Here is a 22975-nt window from a genome sequence, read left to right as displayed (position 1 = left end):
TAATCGTGAAAAAGAGCCTTTTTTTTTTACTGTTCACCGGTATCATTGCTAATGCGCAATCTAAAACCTACGACGATATTCAGTGGGCTTGTAAGGTGATTTCTTCCAGTCAAGCCTACACCCGAGAGGCTAAAACCCCGCTAAAAGCAACGGGGACTCCAGATGTTATGATGTCTAAAGCGGGACTCTCTGATCAATCCTTTCATTTAGGCTTTAAAGAAGGGTTTACACAAGAGGTACCATTTTCGAGAGTAAAAGTCGGCTTTTGCAGTCCGCAAAAAATTAATAAGATTTTTATTGCAGAAAGTCATGCCCCCGGTAGCATTACCAAAGTCACGGTATATGATGAAGCAGATAAAGCGTATGAGGTATATGCGGAAAAGGCAAAAAAAGTAAATCAACCACGACGTTTATTGCAAATAGATCTGCCATTCACTAATTACAATGTAAGTGCAGTGAGTATTGAAGCTAATACAGGATTTGATACTGCAATAAATACCATTGATGGAATAGGAATCATAGAATCAGTGAATGACATTGAATTGCCGGTATATCTGCAAAATTTAGGTAGTCAAATAAACGATGGAGTGGACGATCTGGCACCGCACATTTCGGCCGATGGTAAAACCATTTATTTTGTACGCGATTCGCACCCTCAAAATGTAGGGATTAGGAAAAATAAAGATGATCAGGATATCTGGGTAAGTACTCAAAATAGTACAGGCGAGTGGCAGCAAGCTCAAAATATGGGAGAGCCCATCAATAATGAGGTGTATAACTTTCCGGTAAGCATCTCACCAGATGAACAAACAATTTATTTGTACGGTCATTACGATAAGTATGGTCGACCCAGCGGCGCGGGCATTTCATACAGTACTAAAACGGCTTCAGGCTGGTCTGTGCCCAAAAATATAGAGATCAAAAAATATTATACTAAGGTGCGACAGGTATCCATGTTTATGTCACAGAATAAAAAATACCTGCTTATGGCGATAAATCCCAAGTCTGGTAAGCACTTAGATTTGTACGTTTCTTTTCAAGAGAAAGAAGATAAATACGGCAGACCCATTTATATGGGGAACACAATCAATACAGATGCCAATGAGGTAACTCCTTTTTTAGCTTCAGATAATAAAACGCTTTACTTTTCATCAAATGGTCACGGCGGTAGAGGGAGCAATGACATTTTCGTCACGAAACGTTTAGATGATACGTGGACCAATTGGAGTACTCCGGTGAATTTAGGCGCACCCATTAACACCCCGGGTTACGATGCAGATTTTAGTCTTTCGGCCAAAGGAGATTATGGCTATTTGGTCACCACGACAGATACCTACGGCAAGGCAGACATTGCTCAGATTAAGTTGACTAGTGAAGTGAAACCAAACCCAGTAGTGTTAGTCACAGGTAGAGTATTAAATCAAAAGACCAATGAGCCCATAGGTGCAGAGGTGGTTTACGAACTACTTAAAAACGGGCAGGTTGAGGGTGTGGCGGCTTCAGATCCTAAAAATGGTGTTTATAAAGTGATCTTGCCGTATGGAGAAAATTATGGATATCGTGCTAATGTTTCGGGATTCTACCCCATTAGTAAAAACCTTGATTTAACCCAAGTGAGTGATTATAAAGAAGTAGTTAACGATTTGTATTTGGCACCCATTGAAAAAGGGGAAACCTTTAGAATGAATAATATTTTCTTTGAAACAGCAAAGTATGAATTGTTGTCAGAGTCATACCCAGAGTTGGATCGATTAGTGACCTTTTTAACTAAGCAGAAGGAAGTTTCCATAGAAATTTCCGGACATACAGATGATGTAGGGAACGGAGAGTATAATTTGGAACTTTCTCAAAACCGCGCCCAAGCAGTGGTAAATTATTTAGTGGAAAAGGGAATTGATACCAGCCGAATCATAGCACGAGGATACGGCGAAGCAAAACCGGTTACCACAAATGATACCGAAGAAGGCAAACAAGAAAACCGAAGAGTAGAATTTACTATCTTGTAAACTAAATATAAAAAAACACCTGCCATACTGAGCTAGTCGAAGTAGACAGGGATAAGGGGAGGACATGAGAAACATATTATTCGGTGCCGTATTAGCCTTAATCATTGTGTTTGGACTTCGATATTGCGAACAGCAAAAAGATGATCGGGAACAGTTAGAAGAATCTTCGGTGCTTATCCAGGAACAAATCAAAAATGTAGGTAAACTCATTGTGACCGAAGGGTATTTTTCTGAAGTCTTTACCTATAAAAACTCCAAAGAGTTATTCGGTAGATACATTCATGCCGATAAAAAAGCACTTGTTGTCGTCAATGCAAAAGTTACAGTAAGTTATGACTTGAGTAAGATTCAGACTATTGTTGATGAAGAAAACAAAACGTTGAGGATTCTTTACATTCCAGAAAAAGAACTAGACATCAATCCAGATTTTAATTATTACGATGTCAAGCAGGATTATTTAAATCCGTTTGAAGCTTCAGATTACAATACAATCAAAAAGAAAGTCGAAGCCCGTCTTGAAAATAAAATAGAGCAATCAAGCATTATCTCTAATGCAGAAAACAGATTGATTTCAGAATTACAAAAAATTTATTTACTTACCAATACGATGGGGTGGACCTTAGTGTATAAACAACAACCTATTCAAAACCTCGAAGAGATAAAGCTCTAATCCATCAAGCGCCAATACGCTCAATGAAAAAGAAAATTCGCAAAAAAGAAATTCTCAAAACAGCAGCAGGTCTTTTTAAAGAAAAAGGCTATAACGCCGTTACTATGCGTGACCTGGCCAAAGAGATGGATATTAAAGCAGCCAGTTTATACAATCATATAGATTCAAAGCAGCAAATTCTGTCAGAATTAATTCTAGAAGTTGCCCAGCGCTTTACAGAGGGAATGGATAAAATTGACTGTAAAGAAAACCCTGCGCTAGAAAAGCTGGAAGAGGTAATAGAATTTCATATTGACATTACCCTATCCTATACCGATGTGTTGGCGTCATTAAATAATGATTGGATGCATCTTGAAAATCAGGAGCTAGAGGATTATTTGATGATGCGCCAACGCTATGAAGATAATTTTAAAACGATCATTAAAAAAGGAATAGAAGAAGGTTCTATACAGCACTACAACGAGGAGATCATGCTGTTCTCCATTTTATCAACGCTGCGAACATTGTATTTGTGGTATCCAAAAAAGGAGAAAATTAAGGCAGAAATTCTTAAAGAACAAATGGTCGATACGCTGCTCTATGGGCTGGTGAGACGAAATTTAACGTAAAAAATTTGAACATTAAACTAACAAGCGTTAGTTTTGTTGCTCAAACGATATCGTACATGGCTAAATTTCATGACATACAAGTAAAAGATGTGTATAAAGAAACAGCAGATTGTGCCGTGGTCACGTTTGATATTCCGCAGGAATTAAAAGAGAATTTTGCCTTTGAGCAGGGACAGCATTTAACGCTCAAGGCGCAGATTGATGGAGAAGAAGTAAGAAGATCGTACTCCTTGTGTTCAAGTCCGGTGGATGATTTATGGAGAGTAGCGGTGAAAGAAATTCCAGGGGGTAAATTTTCAACTTTTGTAAATAACAAGTTGAGTGCTGGGGATACCTTAGGGGTCATGCCACCAAGTGGTAAATTCAACACAGCCGTTCATCAAGAAAATGCTAAAAACTATATCGTATTTGCCGCCGGTAGTGGGATTACGCCCATTCTGTCGATTATCAAAACCCATTTGGCACTAGAGCCCAAGTCCACTTTTAAGTTGTTTTACGTTAATCGTACGGCAAAATCCATTATCTTTAAAGAAGAGATTGAACAGCTTAGGAATCAGTTCTTTGGTAGGTTTGAAGTATTTTATTTTCTCACCCAAGAGGAGCGAGATATAGAATTTTTAAATGGACGCTTTTCCGCAGAAAAACTGGCATTCTTAACCCAGCATATTATTGATGTAGACACCGTGGACGAATGTTTTATCTGTGGTCCAGAGGAGATGATTTTTCTCATCAGGGATGAATTGCAAAAGGCAGGATTAGATAAAAATCACATCCACTACGAGTTGTTTGTGACCGGTTTATCAAAAGAAGATAAAGAAAGAGTAAAAAAACTAGCTCAAAGTCGTGTAGAGGGAACTGATGTAACCATCATTGATGGAGGAAAGCAATTCCATTTTGTCATGGCCAATGAACATGATAATATTCTCGATGGCGCACTCTCTGCCGGTGCAGATTTACCGTTTGCCTGTAAAGGTGGGGTTTGCAGCACCTGCAAGTGTAAGGTTGTAGATGGAAAAGTTGAGATGAAAATCAATTACGCGCTTGAAGAAGATGAGGTCGCCAAGGGATTGGTGCTTTCTTGCCAGGCAGTGCCACTAACTGATAAGGTGGTGGTTGATTTTGATGTGTAATGTAACTCCCTTCTTTTTTTGAAGGGGTAAGGTTTGAGAAGTTGGGCGTTCCTCCCCAAAATTTGGGGAGTCGGGCTTTCAGCAGTCGCTTCCCGATTAGATCGGGAGAGCTTCAACAAAGCCTCAATCCCTAACGCAAAAAGAAGTTTTGAATAATATGCAATGCTTCTAAAAGAATAGTAGCATAGCCTGGTGCGATAGTTAGAATTAAGAAAAAAAGAAATTATGAGCGATAAAGAAGTTAAAGATTTAGAAAAGATTTTCGATCAACGCATCGCAAATGATGAGAAGATTGAACCCAGAGACTGGATGCCAGAGAAGTATAGAAAAACACACATTAGGCAAATCTCTCAGCATGCACATTCAGAAATTGTGGGGATGTTACCCGAAGGGAACTGGATTACCCGTGCTCCCTCGTTAAGAAGAAAAGTAGCATTACTAGCTAAAGTACAAGATGAAGCCGGCCACGGACTTTATCTCTATAGTGCCTGCGAAACTTTGGGTATTTCTCGTGAAGAGCTCTACGAACAACTTCATTCAGGTAAAGCAAAGTATTCCAGTATTTTCAATTACCCCACCATCACTTGGGCAGATATTGGAGCCATAGGTTGGTTGGTCGATGGTGCAGCAATTATCAATCAAGTGCCATTGTGTAGTACCTCATTCGGTCCTTATGCCAGAGCAATGGTACGTGTATGTAAAGAAGAAAGCTTTCACCAGCGTCAGGGATTTGAAATCATGATGAAGTTAGCAAAAGGCACACCAGAACAAAAAGCTATGGCACAAGACGCGCTTAATCGCTGGTGGTGGCCATCGCTTATGATGTTGGGACCCACAGATTCAGAGTCTGTGCATACAGAGCAATCCATGAAGTGGAAACTTAAACGAAAAACCAATGACGAACTCCGTCAACAATTTATCGATCAAACCGTTCCTCAAGCAGATCTTATTGGACTCACTATTCCTGACCAAGATTTAAAATTTAATGAAGAGACAGGGCATTATGATTTTGGAGAGATTGATTGGGATGAATTTTGGCAGGTAGTCAAAGGTGAAGGACCTTGTAACAAAGAGCGTTTACAAACCAGAGTAGATGCTTGGGAAAATGGTGCATGGGTGCGAGATGCCGCCATGGCATACGCCGAGAAGCAAGAGAATAAGAAAGACGATTTAAAAGAAGCAGTATAACTTCTAACATGCAGGTTTCCAAAACTTGTGGTTAGAGACAAAATGGTGCTTAACAGTAAAATTATAACTAACAAAAAATTCCCTTTCCTTAGGAAAGGGTCAGGGATAGGATGAAAAAAAATTGGCCACTTTGGGAAGTATTTGTTCGCAGTAAGAATGGATTAGAGCATCGGCACTTTGGTAGCCTGCATGCAGCAGATGCCGAAATGGCACTGAAAAATGCACGCGATGTATACTGCCGCCGTAATGAAGGCGTAAGCATTTGGGTGGTGGAGTCCAAACATATCACGGCTTCAAACCCAATCCAAAATCAAGAACTCTTCGATCCGGCAGAAGATAAGGTATACCGTCACCCTACCTTTTACGATCTCCCAGATGAAGTCAAACATATGTAAGTTGAACTTGTTCAAATTACATTTCCCATGAAAAGGGAAAACTAATTTATTTACAATTTAAAATAAAGATCAATTTAAAATCGAAAAAGCTGTCACGCTGAGCGGAGTCGAAGCGCAGGGTTAAGACTTAAGTAAGACTTCATCTTCATATAAAGATTCATGAAAAACCTTAAAAATTACATCCTCCAAATAGCCGATAACAATTTGATCTTAGGTCAGCGTTTATCAGAATTATGCGGGCATGGACCAAGTCTGGAAACCGATATCGCCTGCACCAATATCGCATTGGATCTTTTGGGACAAACCAGAAGTTACTATCAGTATGCTGCCTCTCTTGAAAATGACGATGTAACAGAAGATGATCTAGCCTACCAAAGAACAGAGCGGGAATATAAAAATGTTCTTTTAGTTGAATATCCAAACAAGCACTTTGGCTATATTATTATGAGACAATTCTTGTTTGATGTGTTTCATCAGCTTTTTCTTACAGAACTACTTTCAAGTAAAGATGAGCAGTTAGCAGCCATTGCCCGCAAGGGCATTAAAGAGGCTAATTATCATGTGAGTTTTTCAGGAGATTGGATAAAGAGATTAGGTGACGGCACACAAGAGAGCCATGAAAAAGTCCAAGAAGCCTTAGATGCATTATGGTCATATACAGGAGAATTATTTGATCCTTCGGAATATGAAAAACAATTGATAGAAGAAGGTATAGCCGTGAATCTGGAGAAAATAAAACCTATTTATCTGGAACGTGTAAGCAAATTGTTCGCAGAGGCCACCTTAACCATTCCGGAAACCAAATGGTTTAAAAAAGGAGGGAAACAAGGAGTGCATACAGAACATATGGGGTATATATTGGCAGATCTGCAGTATATGCAGCGTACTTATCCTAATATGAGCTGGTAGGATTTTCCGCGAAAGCAAAAAAATAAAAAGTCAATTTGGGTGATTTAAAGAACATAACAACCACAAATACTGGTCAAAACATTGATCCGTCATTGATTCCAATACTGGAAGAAATTTCAGACCCAGAAATTCCTGTACTCAAAATTTTGGATATGGGTGTGGTGCGCAAAGCTGTTTGGCAAGATGATGAGGTTTATATCAACTTGACCCCAACCTACAGTGGATGCCCGGCAATGGATGTGATGGCAGATGATATTACCGCAGCATTTGAAAAAGAAAATATAAAAGTGAAAGTGAAGTTGGTGCTCTCTCCTGCGTGGACAACAGATTGGATCACCCCAAGAGGTCGTAAGGCTTTAGAAGAATATGGAATAGCAACTCCATTAGAAGAACATGCAGACAAAGAAGCATTACTGGGGAATAAACGTATCGTAAAATGTACCAACTGTGGTTCGCTTAACACGACCATGGTAAGTCAATTTGGCTCAACAGCCTGTAAGGCACTGTTTCAATGTCAAGACTGCCAAGAACCTTTTGATTATTTTAAATGTTTAAAATGATGCCGTTACAAAGCCCTTTTTCTCGGTGGGAGAGGGGTTGGGGTGAAGGCAAATTAATATAAAATGACAGAATCCATACAATTACAGATAGAACATAAGGTCGCTACCATTACTCTCAATCGTCCTAAAGCCTTCAATAGTTTTAACAGAGAAATGGCGCTACGTGTTCAGGATGTGTTAGATCAATGCGAATCTGATGAACAGGTAAGAGCGATAGTTCTCACGGGGAACGGAAAAGCCTTTTGTGCAGGTCAGGATTTAAAAGAAGTCACCAGTCCAGAGCTGAATCCCGGATTCAAAAAAATCTTAGAAAAGCATTATAACCCCATCGTACTACGGCTTCGGGCGATTGAAAAGCCCATTATAGCTGCCGTTAACGGGGTGGCAGCCGGTGCGGGAGCAAATTTAGCCTTGGCATGCGATATAGTGATTGCGCATGAGGAAGCGAGTTTTATTCAGGCATTTAGTAAAATTGGGCTTATTCCGGATAGTGCCGGTACATTCTTCTTGCCGCGATTAATCGGTTTTCAAAAAGCTTCAGCCTTAATGATGCTTGGCGATAAAGTTTCGGCTCAAGATGCCATGGAATTAGGGATGATCTATAAAATCGCTTCCGCAGAAGCGTTTACAGAAGTAGTTCAACAAACAGCATTAGAACTGGCAAATATGCCTACAAAAGCACTGGGTTTAACCAAGCGCTTACTCAATCAATCAATGAGTAATACGTTAGAAAAGCAACTCGACCTAGAGTCGAAGATTCAAATTGAAGCTGCTCAAACTAAAGATTATGAAGAAGGAGTAAATGCATTTGTAGAAAAACGGAAACCAAATTTTATCGGCAAATAGAAAAAAAATGGCTTTATAGAGCTTTCAGTTTCGTTTGAATAATGTAGGCAAGAGTTATGCAGCCTAGATTTTTTGTTTCTTTTTCATCAATGGAGAAAGAATAAAGAAAAAATAGAATGATAAAAAATATCGGAATTATAGGCGCAGGAACCATGGGCAGCGGTATCGCTCAAGTGGCAGCAACTGCCGGATGCAAGGTTCATGTATATGACACCAATAAAACGGTTCTTCAAGATGCTAGAAGCAAGCTAAGTAAAATTCTTGCGCGTTTGGTAGAAAAAGGCCGCATAGGTCCAGCCAAAAAAGAAGAAATTGAACAGAATATCACTTATGTTTCCGACCTAAAGGATTTGGCAGAGTCAGATTTAGTGATTGAAGCCATCGTTGAAAATCTTACCGTAAAACAAAAGCTCTTTAAGGAACTAGAGCAATTGGTTTCTAAAGAAACCATTTTGGGAACTAACACCTCATCCCTTTCTATCGCTTCTATTGCTTCTGCATTAAAACACCCGGAGCGCTGTATCGGAATTCATTTTTTTAATCCGGCCCCATTGATGAAATTGGTAGAAGTAATTCCAGCAGTTCAAACTTCATCCACAGTTACAACACGAGCTGTTCAAACGATAGAGGACTGGGGAAAAGTCGTAGCCGTGGCTAAGGATACGCCCGGATTTATCGTAAATCGTGTTGCACGTCCTTTCTATGGAGAGGCCTTGCGTATCTATGAAGAAGGCTTCGCATCTTTTGCGCAAATCGATGATGCCATGAAAAGGCTGGGAGGATTTAGAATGGGACCTTTTGAGCTAATGGATTTCATTGGGAATGATGTGAATTATGTGGTGACTGAAACGGTATTTACCTCTTTTTACTTTGATCCCCGCTACAAGCCTTCATTTACGCAAAAGCGTATGGCAGAAGCCGGCTATTTTGGTAGAAAATCGGGTAAAGGATACTATGACTATGATGAAAACGGGTCGAAAGTAATTTCGATTTCAAGTGAAGAATCTCACGATCCTGCGTTAGCAAAAAAGATTTTGAATCGCATTCTGGTTATGCTCATCAATGAAGCCGCAGATGCGCTTTTTTGGAACGTGGCTTCAGCACAGGATATTGATAATGCCATGACTAAGGGCGTAAATTATCCCAAAGGATTACTGGCTTGGGCAAACGAAAAAGGAATAGCTTGGTGTATAGAAGAAATGGATCAACTGTATGATACGTATCGAGAAGATCGCTATCGGTGTAGTCCTTTGCTTAGAAAGATGGCATTAGAGGGAGTTAGTTTTGAGTCTTTCAGTGGTGAGTAAAAATTCTTATGGGTAAAAGTAATTATCATTTTAGATTTGAAGATTTACAGGTGTATCAAAAAGCAATTGACTTTGGCGAACATGTAAATGGTTTAACGATGACATTTCCAAAAGAAGAAATGTACAAGCTTTCTAGTCAATTTAGCAGAGCCGCAGACTCTATAGCATATAATATTGCTGAAGGATCTGCAAGTACAGACATAAATTTTAATCGATATTTGAAAATGGCTTGGGATAGTTCCCATGAATGTGTTGCAGCCTCTACGAAAGCGAGATTAAGGGGATATATATCTTTTAGCCAAGATGAAGAAAATAGACGGTTATTGACAGAAATTGGTAAAATGATTTCTGCGCTTAGAACTCACTTGAAGAAAAAATTTTAATATAAAAACACTCATCAACTCACCTCTCATGGACTCACTACTCATACCAAAAAAAATGCTCTCACAAGACGCATTCAGCACATGGCTAGGTATTGAAATTATTTCGGTAGAGTTGGGAAGGTGTAAAGTTGGGATGATCATTAGAAAGGATATGTTGAATAGTATGAATAAAGCTCATGGCGGAATTAGCTATTCCTTAGCCGATACTGCGTTTGGATTTAGTGCAAATACGCACGGTAATTATGCGGTATCTATAGAAACCAGCATTAATCATATTGAGGCCTTGGAAGAGGGTGATTATATCACCGCAGAGGCAGTAACCGATATTTCAAAAAACAAACTGGGATTTAATATAGTGGAAGTAAAACGTGGAAATGAAATCGTAGCCTTGTTTAAAGGTGTAGTATATCGCACGAACAAAAAATGGGAAGTATGAAAATTCTTTTTTTAATAAGTATCTTAATAATTAGTACGCATATATTTTATGCGCAAAATGATGATAAAGATGATGGGATATATGTAGTGGAAGAATTTAACGCTTCCAACGCCTCCTCATTTGAAGGCGTACAGATAATTTACTTGGGACACAGAGAATTTTCTACTTATTTCAGAAAGCTTTCAAAAAAATTAAAAAATATTGGACACCTTAATATTCAACACACTATTTCATTAGAAAAGGAAGAAATTTTTACTGTTAACAGTTTCGATGATTTGAATGTAAATAGTGATTTAATTTCAAAAGAGATGCCGGCTATATGTCTTCTACATATTGGGGAAAATATTGTTGTAGAAAGAACAAGAAATAAGAGCCTTACAGATATAAACCAAAGACCAGTTAATTATTATTTGTATTTAAAATTGTTAGATACAAATACAAACGAAGTAGTTTTAAAAAGAAAATTCTTGGTAAAAACTAGGTATACAATGTTAGAAAATGTAAAGGAGTTAGCCAAAGAGATTTCTCAAGTATTATTATTGAAAAAAATAAAGTGATTTGAAAAATGCATACATAATCGACGGCGTACGAACGCCTATAGCTAATTATAAAGGAACCTTATCGCCTGTTCGAACAGATGATCTGGCTGCGATGGTGATCAAACATCTGGTTGAGCAACAACCCAATATTCCGCAAGAGAAATATGACGATGTAATTTTAGGTTGTGCTAATCAAGCCGGTGAGGATAATCGCAATGTTGCGCGCATGGCTAGTCTATTGGCAGGATTACCTTATAGCGTTCCTGGAGAAACGGTGAATCGCTTATGTAGTAGTGGACTTTCAGCAATCATACATGCTAATAGAGCAATTAAAGCAGGTGACGGAGATTTGTTTATTGCCGGCGGAGTGGAACATATGACGCGTGGTCCTTACGTGATGTCAAAAGCCTCTACTGCCTACGGGAACGATAGTAAGATGTACGATTCCAGCTTTGGATGGAGGTTTATAAATCCTAAAATGCACGAGGCTTACGGAACCGATGGGATGGGGGTCACAGCCGAAAATCTGGTAGAAAAGTATAACATCTCACGTGAAGATCAAGATGCATTCGCCTATCGCAGTCAACAAAAAGCAGCAAAAGCGCAAGAGAACGGAAGACTGGCTAGAGAAATCATGACGGTTGAAATTCCGCAGCGCAAAAAAGAATCCATCGTATTTAATCAAGATGAATTTATAAAGCCAACTACCTCAAAAGAAGTGCTGGCAAAATTACGCCCTGCCTTCAAAAAGGATGGATCAGTCACCGCAGGCAACAGTAGCGGACTAAACGATGGAGCAGCAGCGACAATCATTGCCTCTCAAGAAGCAGTAGATCAATACAACCTCAAACCATTGGCGAGAATAGTTAGCTCTGCTGTAGTAGGTGTAGAACCCAGAATTATGGGGATAGGCCCGGTAAAAGCTTCCAATTTAGCACTAGAAAAAGCAGGATTAACCATGCAAGACATGGATGTTATTGAATTGAACGAAGCCTTTGCAGCTCAGGCATTAGCCTGTATTAGAGCATGGGATTTAAACGATGATGACCCCAGAATAAATCCAAACGGTGGAGCTATCGCAATAGGTCATCCCTTGGGAGTGACGGGAACCAGATTAGCGCACACCGCAGCGCTTCAGCTTAATGAAGAAAATAAACGCTACGCACTTATCACCATGTGCATAGGCGTGGGTCAGGGGTATGCAGCAATTATTGAAAATACCAATCAAAAGCAATAATCGATGAAGAAAACACAGCATTATATCCAAGGCCATTGGCGTGAAGGAGAAGGTGAGGGTACAATTATTCACGATTCAGTTACCGGCGAAGCCTTTACTTCAGTTTCGGTAGAAGGATTGGATATACCTTCCATCTTGAATTACGGCCGTGAAGTTGGGAATAAAGCGCTTAGAAAAATGACCTTTCAAGAGCGCGGTAATATGCTTAAAAAGCTGGCGCTTTACCTCACCAAAAGAAAAGAAGAGTTTTATGAACTAAGTTATCGTACAGGCGCAACTCGCGTGGATAGCTGGATTGATATTGAAGGAGGCTTTGGGAATTTGTTTGCCAATGCTTCGCTGCGTAAACTATTTCCTAATCAACCTTTTCATGTGGAGGGAGATCCCATTGATCTCTCCCGTGGTGGTCGATTTATGGCGCATCACATTTTAGTGCCAAAGCGCGGCGTGGCAGTGCATATTAATGCGTTTAACTTCCCCGTTTGGGGCATGCTGGAAAAATGTGCAGTAAACTGGATGGCTGGGATGCCCGCAGTAGTGCTACCGGCACCACAAACGGCTTATCTGGCTGAAGCTGTTGCAAAAGCTATGATTGAATCGGGTATTTTGCCTGAAGGTGCCCTGCAAATCATCAATGGTACCGCCAAGAATATTTTAGATACTGTTAGCTCACAAGACGTAGTAACCTTTACAGGATCTGCCAGTACGGGTAAAATTCTAAAAGCTCATCCTAGATTAATTGAAGAATCTGTACCCTTTACCATGGAGGCAGACTCGCTTAATGCAGCGATTCTAGGAAAAGATGCCGTACCAGGCACCCCTGAGTTTGACCTTTTTATCAAGGAAGTGCGCAAAGAAATGACGGTAAAATGCGGCCAAAAGTGTACTGCAATTCGCCGAATCATCGTTCCCGAAAATGTATTGGAAGATGTTCAAATCGCGTTGGGTCAGCAGTTAGATAAGGTAACCATAGGTGATCCACGGCTGAAAGAAGTTCGCATGGGAGCATTAGTGGACAAAAATCAAGTAGAAAGCGTTAAACGTCAAGTTGCTCAAATTGCTAAATCAGCAGATCTAGTGTACGGATCGATGGATTCACTCAACCTTACCGGTGCTGATGCTGAAAAAGGTGCGTTTATCAGTCCGATATTATTACGAGAAGATGATCCGTTTAACAATGACGCTGCCCACATCACCGAAGCTTTTGGTCCGGTGAGTACTCTCATGCCTTATAAAACCTTAGATGATGCCATTGAATTAGCTCATAAAGGGAAGGGATCATTGGTTTCTTCTATCGCGACCTTTGATGATCAAATTGCGAGAGAATTTACAGTAGAAGCGGCCACACATCACGGTAGAATCTTAGTGCTCAACCGTGAAAACGCCAAGCAAAGTACAGGTCACGGCTCACCCTTACCATATTTAGTCCACGGCGGACCGGGACGAGCAGGCGGCGGAGAAGAAATGGGTGGTATGCGCGGGATTAAGCATTATATGCAGCGTTGTGCTATCCAGGGAAGTCCGACCACAATTTCAGAAATTACCGGGATTTATCAGGCCAATGCTGCCTATAAAGAAGCAGAAAAGCACCCCTTTTCATACCATTGGGAAGATATCCAACAAGGCATGTCGCTCAAAACACATAAGCGTACGTTGACTGATGGAGACATCGTAAACTTTGCCAACCTTACCTGGGATCATTTCTACGCACATACCGACATCACTTCACTAGAAGGGAGCATTTTTGAACAGCGCACTGTTCATGGATATTTTATTCTGGCAGCAGCAGCAGGACTTTTTGTGTATCCTAATAAAGGACCTGTAGCAGCCAATTACGGACTGGAAGAATGTAGATTTTTGAAGCCGCTGTATCATAATGACACGGTATATGTACGACTGACATGCAAAGAGAAAATTGATCGCGATCAACGCGGCAGAGAACTCCCGGCCGGTGTGGTAAAATGGTTTGTAGAGGTTTTTGATCAAGAAGATGAGCTGGCGGCAATTGCTACCATTTTGACCTTGGTTCAAAAAAAGCAGAATGTTTTCACTGAAATCACCGAAGAATCACTCCATCAGGCACTTGCTAAATTGAACGAAGATAGCGAACCGGTTTGGGGAAGTATGAGCGCTCAGCAGATGATAGAACATTTAGAGTATAGTTATCGCATTGCTTCGGGAGAAATTCAGGATTTTGATATTGTGACTCCGGAAAAATACATTGAAAAAGTAGCTGAAACGCTTTATCAGTACGAAGTTATGCCGAGAAACTATGATTTTCCGTTGGCAGACAAGGCCAAGATGAGTGAGCTAAAACATCCTGATTTAGCTTCCGCGAAAGCGAAATTAGTAGAAGCCAGAGACGCGTATTTAGCCTATTTTGAAGAACATCCCAAGGCTACGCTTAAAAATGCAGTGTTTGGAGAATTGAATAAATTTGAGTGGTATTTGTTAGATCGCAAACACGTGAATCATCATTTCACACAGTTTGGTCTTTTTTGACCAAACTGTGTGAAACTCCCGTGAAAACGGGAGTCTAAAAAATGAACAATTAGAAAAATTGGATTCCCGTGAAAACAGGAGTCTAAAAAATGAACAATTAGAAAAATTGGATTCCCGTGAACACGGGAGTTTAAAAAATTAACCAACAGGAAAATTGTATTTTCTTAAAAACGAGAGTCAAATTTAATGAGTAAGCTGAAGAAATTTGTTCTGTGAGAAAGATTTCGTGATATGACAGCAGGTGATTCAGAAACTTGCACGGTGTATATTATTACAAATAAAACGAACACGACATTATATACAGGTGTGACCAAGGATTTAAAAAGAAGGATGTATCAGCATAAGAATAAAGTACGTCCTAAAACTTTTTCAGCACGTTATAATTTGAGTAAGTTGGTACATTTTGAAAAGTTTAAGTCTAAAGAAAAAGCTTATTTAAAGGAAAGACAGCTAAAAAAGTGGAATCGAGATTGGAAAGTACAGCTAATTGAAGAAACGAATTCTGATTGGATCGATTTAACAAAAATGATTTAATAATTAAAAAGACTTCCGCTTTCGCGGAAGATGAATATGACAGCACCATACGTAAAAGAACACCTAAACAACGGAATATCAACCATAGAATTTTTTCATCCCGCACATAATTCGCTCCCTGGGGATTTGTTAGCCCAACTAGCGGAAAAAATTGAACAAGCCGGAAAGAACGATGAGGTAAAAGTAATTGTATTAAAAAGTGGAGGCGACCGAACCTTCTGCGCAGGAGCCAGTTTTAAAGAACTCGTCAATATCGACGATGAAGAAACCGGAAGAGTATTTTTTTCGGGATTTGCCAACGTGATCAACGCTATGCGTAAATGCCCCAAGTTTATCATTGGGCGAATTCAGGGAAAAACCGTGGGTGGTGGAGTAGGTTTAGCATCAGCGACAGATTATTGTATGGCAACTAAATTTGCCTCCATAAAACTGAGTGAGCTCAATGTAGGAATTGGTCCTTTTGTGGTAGGACCCGCCGTAGAACGAAAGTTAGGAACAAGCGGAATGTCTCAAATAGCGATTGACGCCAATAGCTTTTATTCCGCAGCGTGGGCCAAGGAAAAAGGATTATTTGCCCAAGTGTATGATTCGACCGAAGAACTTGATGAAGCAGTAGAGGCTTTTGCGAAAGATTTATGTTCCTACAATCCTGAGGCTATGAAAGAAATGAAACGAATGTTCTGGCAAGGCACAGAGGATTGGGATGAACTCTTGGCAGAACGTGCGAAAATTAGTGGTCGATTGGTGCTCAGTGAATTTACTAAAAATGAATTAAGTACCTACAAGTAGATTATAATGAGCTGATTAGATTTTAGCCGTTAGCTTTGAGTATATTAAATATGGATTTCGAAAGTAAATATCATTTTAGTTTTGAGAATTTGATTGTTTATCAAAAAACGATTGATTTTGGAGAGAAGATTAACGTTCTTACAGAATCCTTTCCTAAAAAAGAAATCTTTCGTTTAACCTCTCAATTTTGTAGGGTAGCAGATTCAATAGCTGCCAATATTTCTGAAGGTTCGGCTAATACGGACCCAAATTTTAATCGTTATCTCAAGATGGCTTGGGATAGCAGTCACGAATGCGTTACTTGGAACACAAAGGCATATTTAAGAATATATATCACGAAAGAGGAATTTGAAATGAATAGAGCCGCACTAACAGAAATAGGAAAGATAATTTCTTCTCTACGAAAGAGATTGAAAACGAAATAACTCAAAACTCATCACTCATCACTCATCACTCACGAACTATGATCTACAGCTTTAAAGGACATATCCCGGTAATTCACGAATCCAGCTTTGTGCATCCATTTGCTGCAGTGACAGGCAACGTAATTATTGGTAAAGACTGCTACGTTGGTCCTGGGGCTGCGATACGTGGCGATTGGGGTGAGATTATTTTAGAAGATGGGGTGAATGTACAGGAAAACTGTACGATACATATGTTCCCGGGTAAATCTATACGCTTACAAGAAGGTGCTCACGTAGGCCATGGAGCGATTATCCACGGAGCAAACTTAGGAAGAAATTGCCTTATCGGAATGAACAGTGTGATTATGGATGGCTCTAGTGTTGGAGCAGAATGTGTCGTAGGTGCCATGAGCTTTATAAAAGCTGAAACTCAGGTTCCAGAAAGAAGTCTTATTGTGGGTAATCCTGCAAAAGTGGTTAAACAAGTAACCGATGAGATGATTGCCTGGAAAACTGCAGGGACAAAACTATATCAACAACTGCCTGCAGATTGCCATGAGTCGTTAAGGGCAGTAGAGCCCTTGAGAGAAATTCCGGCGAACAGACCTGTTCAAGAAGATTTTTATAAGACACTTAACGAATTTAAGAAGACGGAAAGTTAACTTTAAAAGCACTAAATGAACTTAGTTGCAGAGTGCTAAATAAGATTATAATGAAAACCAAAGATAAAACAACAACCACCGACTTTAAAATGCCTAAAATGGGCGAAAGTATTACTGAGGGTACCATTATCAACTGGTTGGTGGCCGTGGGAGATGAGTTTGAAGAAGGCGATGTTTTAGTCGAAGTAGCCACCGATAAAGTAGACAATGAGATACCAGCCCCTTTTTCCGGGAGAGTGGCAGAAATTTTGTGCGATACAAATGAGGTGGTTGAGGTAGGAACGTCAATCGCACGACTTGAACTAGCAGAGGTTGGAAATACAGATGAGATCAAAAAACAACTTGTAATAAGTAGCCCTAACACTTCTGCGAAAGCCAATAAGGGTAATAAAGCTTCGGGTAAGTCTACAACTAAGAAAACTGAGCAAAAGTCTTCATCCAGTAAGAATTATTCCATTCCGTCAAACCAAAATACGTTTATTTCTCCTTTAGTGAATCAAATTGCTAGAAAGGAACACATCAGTTATGAAGAACTGGCCCGAATAAAGGGAACAGGAAAGGATGGTAGGTTACGAAAGAGCGATATATACCAATACTTGGAGGAGGGAAGGCCGGCTCAGTTCGCTCAACCCGTCGCGCCAATAGATGAAGAAGCGTTTAGACTTCCAAAAATTAAATTAGACAAAGGAACGGGTGAGATAGTAGCGATGGATCGCATGCGGCAGATGATTGCAGATCACATGGTGTACAGCAAACACACTTCGCCGCATGTTACCGCCTATGTAGAGGCAGATCTTACCGATTTAGTGAATTGGCGTACGGCCAATAAGCAGGAGTTTCAAGAAAAACATGGAGAACGACTTACATTTACTCCGCTAATCATTCAGGCAGTAGCTAAAGCGATCCAAGAATTCCCCATGATCAATGTATCGGTGGATGGCACCAATATTATCGTAAAAAAGGAGATCAATATAGGAATGGCAACAGCCTTACCTTCGGGGAATTTGATTGTGCCTGTGGTAAAGAATGCAGATCAAAAAAGCTTACTGCAGATTGCTAAAGATGTAAATCAACTTTCGGCGAAAGCCAGAGAAAACAATTTAGGCGGGGATGATATTAAGGGCAGTACCTTTACGATTTCTAACGTGGGCACCTTTGGCAGTTTAATGGGAACACCTATCATTAATCAACCAGAGGCAGCAATTCTCGCAACCGGAATCATAAAGAAGAGGGCAGAGGTCATGGAGCGACCCGAAGGAGATTCGATTGAAATACGACAAATGATGTATCTTTCTCTAAGTTTTGATCACCGCATCGTCGATGGATATTTAGGAGGGAGCTTTTTAAGGCGTATCGCAGATCATTTAGAAAATTTTGAACAAGAACAAGTTTAGGCCATCTCACCTATACTCACCATAATTTATTAAAACAACGACCATCAATCAAAGCGCAGTGACAAAAAATACCTTAAAAAAAATGTTCATCAATCTGGTCAAGGCAAAAGCCATGGCAGAATTGTATGAAGCCAAAGTCAAGGTCACCTCAAAGTACGTTCACGCGACGTCCAGGGGTCACGAAGTTATTCAGACCGCAGTGGGGATGCAGCTTTTGCCACAGGATTATGTCTATCCTTATTACCGGGATGATGCAATGTTATTATCTATGGGACTTACGCCCTACGATTTAATGCTGCAGTTGCTGGCAAAAAAGGATGATCCCTTCTCTGGCGGGAGAACCTATTACTGTCATCCTAGTTTGCGAGATGAGGATAAACCAAAAATTCCGCATCAAAGTAGTGCCACAGGCATGCAGGCGATTCCTGCAACCGGAGCTGCGATGGGGATGTGGTACAAAGAGGTGATTAATAACAAAGAAGGCAAGAATGTTTTTGACGTTTCTGAGCAAAATCCGGTGGTGGTATGTTCATTGGGAGATGCTTCGGTCACCGAAGGGGAGGTAGCAGAGGCATTTCAAATGGCGGCCTTAAAACAGTTGCCAATTTTATATTTGATTCAGGATAATGAGTGGGATATTTCGGCGAATGCTAAAGAAACCAGAGCTCAAAATGCCTTTGAATACGCTAAAGGATTTCACGGCATAGAAGCCATAAGCATTGATGGAACTGATGCCGAGGAGTCATATCTCACCATTGGGAACGTGCTAAAAGTCATGCGAAAGGAACGTCGTCCATTTCTTATCCATGCTAAAGTACCTTTACTAAACCATCACACCTCAGGCGTTAGAATGGAGTGGTACAGAGATGATCTGGAAGAAGCAAGAAGCAAAGATCCCTATCCAAAACTTAAAGAACTTTTGTTGCAGAATGATTTTTCTTCGGAAGAGATTGAGCACATAGAACACGAGGTAGTACAAGAGGTTCAGGCAGATTTTGACCGAACGAAAGAGGCTGAAGATCCACAACCCGAGGATCTATTTACCCATGATTTTGCACCTACATCCATCACCGAAGAAGAGGGAACCCGATCTCCTCAGGACGGCGAACCTACGGTGATGGTGGACTGTGCGTTGTTTGCGGTAGAAGAACTCATGCGTGAACATCCCGAATGTTTATTATATGGGCAGGACGTCGGCATACGTCTAGGCGGAGTTTTTAGAGAAGCAGCCACTTTAGCCGAAAAATTTGGGCAAGAACGTGTGTTTAATACTCCTATACAAGAGGCATTTATCATTGGATCTACCGCCGGAATGAGTGCGGTGGGTTTAAAACCTATTGTTGAGGTTCAATTTGCCGATTACATCTGGCCGGGACTCAACCAACTTTTTACTGAGGTAAGCCGTAGCTGTTATCTTTCTAACGGTAAATGGCCCGTATCCATGATTTTGCGGGTTCCTATCGGGGCCTATGGGAGTGGTGGGCCGTACCACTCGTCTAGTGTGGAGAGTGTGGTTGCCAACATTCGCGGAGTCAAAATTGCATATCCCAGTAATGGTGCAGATTTAAAAGGCCTGATGAAAGCAGCCTACCATGATCCTAACCCCGTGGTGATTTTTGAGCATAAAGGCTTGTATTGGAGTAAGGTTAAAGGCACCAAAAGAGCAACCAGCGTAGAACCAGATAAAGATTACGTGCTGCCTTTTGGCATGGCAAATGTAATTCAAGAAATTTGGCCAAGTGATGAGGATGAGACAGTCTCCATCATAACCTACGGCATGGGCGTCCATTGGGCGCTTAATGCTTCAGAACAATTAGGTATGACCGATCAGATTGAAGTAGTGGATTTGAGAACGTTACATCCATTAGATGAAGAAACGATCATAAAATCGGTAAAAAAGTGTAAAAAATGCTTGGTGGTAACAGAGGAGCCCAGCGATAATTCTTTTGCCAGAGCCCTGTCCTCAAAAATTCAAGAGGAGTGTTTTCAACACTTAGATGCACCCGTCATGGTGATTGGTAGTGAAAACATGCCGGCTATACCGCTTAATAATGTATTAGAAAAAACCATGATACCTTCGACGGAGAAGGTCAAGGCTAAAATTGAGGAGTTGCTGAGTTATTAAGAATATTTAATTGAACTCCAATAGATACAATAAAACTATTTGATTGGTCAAATTGATCTTGTATTAGATCATTTGTTGTAATATCTAAAAAATCAGTGTAATTAATTAGATTTAAGTAAATCGAGATTGTTTTGTCAAAATGTGCTTGGATTGTTGTTGACAAACTTAGAGAATTGCCTGTATCCTTAAAATTTGAGTTTTTTGTATTCTTATATTTGACATGGGAATATCCAATTTTTGGAGTGATTGACATCATTTGAGTAATTTGGAACATATAACCTGCTCTTAAATTAGCTCTGCTTATTCTAGATCTTTGTAAATTTCCTGTAAATCTGTCATCTTTTACGCTCAGATTATTCCAGGACAATCCTCCTTCAAAGATGATCTTACTCAATACAGAAAATCCCATATTATATTCCACTCCTGTTTTTCCACGATAGGCATTCGTGGCAAAATTGTCTCCATATAGAAAAGGATGTGATAAGCCTATTTGAATAAAGAAAAAATCATCTGAGGGCTTTTCTACTTCTGGTTGTACTTCTTTTTGGGAGTAAAGAGACAGTGATAATGTGAATAATAAAATAAATAGAAGAATTGATTTAATAGATAACTTCATAATTTGTAATTGGTTCATTTATCATTATCACTTCAGACTCTTCTGATATGATCTTACCATCTTCATCATAGAGGCTGTAATTTATGGTTGCCATAGAATTGAGTATTAGGTTATCAATAGCTCTAGTAAAGTTTTCCTCTGAGGTCGTGCCTTGAGCAGGAAAGTATGAAATCAACTGATTTGTAGAGAGATCAATTTTTCTTATAGCTGGAGTATAATCAACTTCATATTGAAGTTCAACGGCAATTCCATTTGTGTTATTAAAATTTATTTGAAGTTGTGCTCTTGGTCTTAATCTAATTTCTGGTAGCACTAATGCTAGATTCATAAATTATTCAGGGTCAACCTGATAAATAATCTTTTCTAAGGTTGAATTTTCTTCAATTTCTTCATTTGATTCGCCATTGATGACGACTTCTATGAATTCTTCGTCTGATGGTGATAATGTGATAATTACCAAATCCCCATTTTCATCGCTAACGTTTCTACCAATTATTTCTGTATATCCTAAGCCTTTTGCATAAACCGTTGTTTCAATACCAGAAATAGGATCATTGTTTTGATCTTTTATCGTCGTTTGAACAAGTAGCCTTTGATTGTCATTTAAGTCAATTTCACTACAATCAGACATTAAAAATGAGATTGCTAACGGCAGGTAATAGAAAAATTTCATTTGTACATTTATTACTAGATGCAGGGTGACATGATAGGTTGTATTTTTGTATGTTACAAAATCGTTAACAAAAAAACTCCGCCAATAGGCAGAGTTTAACACGATAAAGCACGATGAAGTTTAATTATCCTCTCTTCCAGGAGGATAGGTTGCTAAAATTTCTTTCACAATTAAATTAATACGCTCCTGTTTTTTTGCGATATCTTCTACATATAATCTAGCGTTTCCAACACCTTGCCAGACCAGTTCTTTGTTTTCAGCATCGATTAGGTCTATGATGAGTGAGCCCTCTGTTGTAGTGGTGACATTTGTGCCGCCCATACCCCACCAGGGATTCCAGCCCCAACCCCAGCCCCAGCCTCCCCAGCCAAAGTTGTTGTTGTATACATTTACATTTTCGCGTTCTTCTGTAAAGAAGCTTACCAAAAGATCTGGATCTTCAGATTTGATCATTCCCTGTGTAGAAAGTTCAGCTTCAATGGAGCGTAAAATTCTTTTTTTATCTAAATCAGAGATTTCGGCCTGGTCAATGCCTGGTTTAAAAAAAGCAAAGGTCTTATATTCATTAAAATTTGCTTGCGTATCATAATCGTTAGTTACTCTCACCGCATTACATGAGGTAAAAGCAATAAGTGCAACAATACTTAGTAAGGTGAAAAATTTATTCATTGCGTTACGTATTTAATAGATTATAGCCTTCGGGTACATTTACAATTTACTTCATCAAGAAATATGCCAATAGACTTGTAAATCCATTACTAAGATATTGGATACAAGTAAAAAGGAACACTAATTTAAAAGAAGTTTAAGGAAAATTAATTGATAATAACCTACCTCAAGATAAAGATTTTAATAAAGGTAGTTTATCGATTTTTGTCGTAGCCGTAAGGACAATGTCTACAGCCGCTTTCACAACAATATCCACGCTTTAGGTGGTACTGCTCTGTAAAACATTTGTATCCCTCTGGGGTGAGGTAATAGTCACCTTTTTCTAGCGGAATTTTTTTCTTGAAAAAACTCATGCGTCAAAAATACATTAAAAACCTTTAATACTTATCTTTG

The 22975-nt window shown here is 39.7% G+C and carries 26 protein-coding genes; 21 read left to right on the top strand and 5 right to left on the bottom strand.

Features of this window, described 5'->3' with window-relative positions:
- Positions 1-5: 5 nt before the first annotated feature.
- From ABD000_RS02775 to ABD000_RS02675, 21 genes are all read left to right on the top strand, one after another.
- Entirely contained in the window at positions 6-2006 is a 2001-nt protein-coding gene (locus tag ABD000_RS02775) for an OmpA family protein (protein WP_343763533.1), read from the top strand.
- Positions 2007-2070: 64 nt separating this feature from the next.
- Positions 2071-2676: a DUF4230 domain-containing protein gene (locus ABD000_RS02770; RefSeq protein ID WP_343763531.1), complete on the top strand. Its 606-nt coding sequence runs from the start codon at positions 2071-2073 to the stop codon at positions 2674-2676.
- A gap of 23 nt (positions 2677-2699) precedes the next feature.
- The gene (locus ABD000_RS02765) at positions 2700-3284 is read left to right on the top strand and encodes a TetR/AcrR family transcriptional regulator (RefSeq protein WP_343763529.1); all 585 of its coding nucleotides are present in this window, start codon (positions 2700-2702) and stop codon (positions 3282-3284) included.
- Positions 3285-3340: 56 nt separating this feature from the next.
- Complete coding sequence (gene paaE / locus ABD000_RS02760) at positions 3341-4414, top strand: 1,2-phenylacetyl-CoA epoxidase subunit PaaE (RefSeq protein WP_343763527.1); 1074 nt, start codon at positions 3341-3343, stop codon at positions 4412-4414.
- 225 nt (positions 4415-4639) lie between these two features.
- Positions 4640-5602, top strand: a complete 963-nt coding sequence (gene paaA / locus ABD000_RS02755) for a 1,2-phenylacetyl-CoA epoxidase subunit PaaA (protein ID WP_343763525.1) — start codon at positions 4640-4642, stop codon at positions 5600-5602.
- Between the two features lie 110 nt (positions 5603-5712).
- The gene (gene paaB / locus ABD000_RS02750; protein WP_343763523.1) at positions 5713-5997 is read left to right on the top strand and encodes a 1,2-phenylacetyl-CoA epoxidase subunit PaaB; all 285 of its coding nucleotides are present in this window, start codon (positions 5713-5715) and stop codon (positions 5995-5997) included.
- Positions 5998-6156: 159 nt separating this feature from the next.
- Positions 6157-6906 carry a 1,2-phenylacetyl-CoA epoxidase subunit PaaC gene (paaC, locus tag ABD000_RS02745; RefSeq protein ID WP_343763519.1) on the top strand — a complete coding sequence of 250 codons (750 nt, stop codon included), beginning with the start codon at positions 6157-6159 and terminating at the stop codon, positions 6904-6906.
- A gap of 35 nt (positions 6907-6941) precedes the next feature.
- The gene (gene paaD, locus ABD000_RS02740; protein ID WP_343763517.1) at positions 6942-7466 is read left to right on the top strand and encodes a 1,2-phenylacetyl-CoA epoxidase subunit PaaD; all 525 of its coding nucleotides are present in this window, start codon (positions 6942-6944) and stop codon (positions 7464-7466) included.
- Between the two features lie 63 nt (positions 7467-7529).
- Positions 7530-8312, top strand: a complete 783-nt coding sequence (locus tag ABD000_RS02735) for an enoyl-CoA hydratase-related protein (protein WP_343763515.1) — start codon at positions 7530-7532, stop codon at positions 8310-8312.
- Positions 8313-8428: 116 nt separating this feature from the next.
- Positions 8429-9619, top strand: coding sequence for a 3-hydroxyacyl-CoA dehydrogenase NAD-binding domain-containing protein (locus tag ABD000_RS02730; RefSeq protein ID WP_343763513.1), 1191 nt, complete (start codon positions 8429-8431; stop codon positions 9617-9619).
- 8 nt (positions 9620-9627) lie between these two features.
- Positions 9628-10002, top strand: a complete 375-nt coding sequence (locus ABD000_RS02725; RefSeq protein WP_343763511.1) for a four helix bundle protein — start codon at positions 9628-9630, stop codon at positions 10000-10002.
- A gap of 28 nt (positions 10003-10030) precedes the next feature.
- Entirely contained in the window at positions 10031-10438 is a 408-nt protein-coding gene (locus ABD000_RS02720; protein ID WP_343763509.1) for a PaaI family thioesterase, read from the top strand.
- Positions 10435-10995, top strand: coding sequence for a hypothetical protein (locus ABD000_RS02715; RefSeq protein WP_343763507.1), 561 nt, complete (start codon positions 10435-10437; stop codon positions 10993-10995). Before ABD000_RS02720 ends, ABD000_RS02715 begins: the two co-directional genes overlap by 4 nt.
- A gap of 1 nt (position 10996) precedes the next feature.
- Positions 10997-12214, top strand: coding sequence for a 3-oxoadipyl-CoA thiolase (gene pcaF, locus ABD000_RS02710; protein WP_343763505.1), 1218 nt, complete (start codon positions 10997-10999; stop codon positions 12212-12214).
- 3 nt (positions 12215-12217) lie between these two features.
- A complete protein-coding gene (gene paaZ, locus ABD000_RS02705) occupies positions 12218-14716 on the top strand; it encodes a phenylacetic acid degradation bifunctional protein PaaZ (protein ID WP_343763503.1) in 2499 nt (832 codons plus the stop codon).
- Between the two features lie 231 nt (positions 14717-14947).
- Positions 14948-15250, top strand: coding sequence for a GIY-YIG nuclease family protein (locus ABD000_RS02700; protein ID WP_343763500.1), 303 nt, complete (start codon positions 14948-14950; stop codon positions 15248-15250).
- 36 nt (positions 15251-15286) lie between these two features.
- A complete protein-coding gene (locus ABD000_RS02695) occupies positions 15287-16039 on the top strand; it encodes an enoyl-CoA hydratase/isomerase family protein (protein ID WP_343764019.1) in 753 nt (250 codons plus the stop codon).
- Positions 16040-16089: 50 nt separating this feature from the next.
- Positions 16090-16464: a four helix bundle protein gene (locus tag ABD000_RS02690; protein WP_343763496.1), complete on the top strand. Its 375-nt coding sequence runs from the start codon at positions 16090-16092 to the stop codon at positions 16462-16464.
- Positions 16465-16502: 38 nt separating this feature from the next.
- Positions 16503-17105, top strand: coding sequence for an acyltransferase (locus tag ABD000_RS02685; protein WP_343763494.1), 603 nt, complete (start codon positions 16503-16505; stop codon positions 17103-17105).
- A 50-nt stretch (positions 17106-17155) separates the two neighbouring features.
- A complete protein-coding gene (locus ABD000_RS02680) occupies positions 17156-18499 on the top strand; it encodes a dihydrolipoamide acetyltransferase family protein (RefSeq protein WP_343763491.1) in 1344 nt (447 codons plus the stop codon).
- 82 nt (positions 18500-18581) lie between these two features.
- The gene (locus tag ABD000_RS02675) at positions 18582-20624 is read left to right on the top strand and encodes an alpha-ketoacid dehydrogenase subunit alpha/beta (protein WP_343764016.1); all 2043 of its coding nucleotides are present in this window, start codon (positions 18582-18584) and stop codon (positions 20622-20624) included.
- Here ABD000_RS02675 and ABD000_RS02670 read toward each other — a convergent pair.
- From ABD000_RS02670 to ABD000_RS02650, 5 genes are all read right to left on the bottom strand, one after another.
- Positions 20596-21240, bottom strand: a complete 645-nt coding sequence (locus tag ABD000_RS02670; RefSeq protein WP_343763488.1) for a hypothetical protein — start codon at positions 21238-21240, stop codon at positions 20596-20598. The two genes, ABD000_RS02675 and ABD000_RS02670, sit on opposite strands and share 29 nt — an antisense overlap.
- Positions 21224-21568: a hypothetical protein gene (locus ABD000_RS02665; protein WP_343763485.1), complete on the bottom strand. Its 345-nt coding sequence runs from the start codon at positions 21566-21568 to the stop codon at positions 21224-21226. The genes ABD000_RS02670 and ABD000_RS02665 overlap by 17 nt, the downstream gene beginning before the upstream one ends.
- Before the next feature lie 3 nt (positions 21569-21571).
- Positions 21572-21913 (bottom strand): hypothetical protein, encoded by a 342-nt coding sequence (locus ABD000_RS02660; RefSeq protein ID WP_343763481.1) that lies wholly within the window; start codon positions 21911-21913, stop codon positions 21572-21574.
- Between the two features lie 120 nt (positions 21914-22033).
- Positions 22034-22582 carry a DUF4136 domain-containing protein gene (locus tag ABD000_RS02655; protein WP_343763477.1) on the bottom strand — a complete coding sequence of 183 codons (549 nt, stop codon included), beginning with the start codon at positions 22580-22582 and terminating at the stop codon, positions 22034-22036.
- A 194-nt stretch (positions 22583-22776) separates the two neighbouring features.
- Complete coding sequence (locus tag ABD000_RS02650) at positions 22777-22935, bottom strand: C1orf53 family protein (RefSeq protein WP_343763473.1); 159 nt, start codon at positions 22933-22935, stop codon at positions 22777-22779.
- Positions 22936-22975: the final 40 nt, after the last annotated feature.

The sequence above is a fragment of the Gangjinia marincola genome, from assembly GCF_039523415.1.
GTDB lineage: Bacteria > Bacteroidota > Bacteroidia > Flavobacteriales > Flavobacteriaceae > Gangjinia > Gangjinia marincola.
Note: the sequence above shows the minus strand (reverse complement) of the source record. Positions and strands in the feature narration are given on the sequence as shown.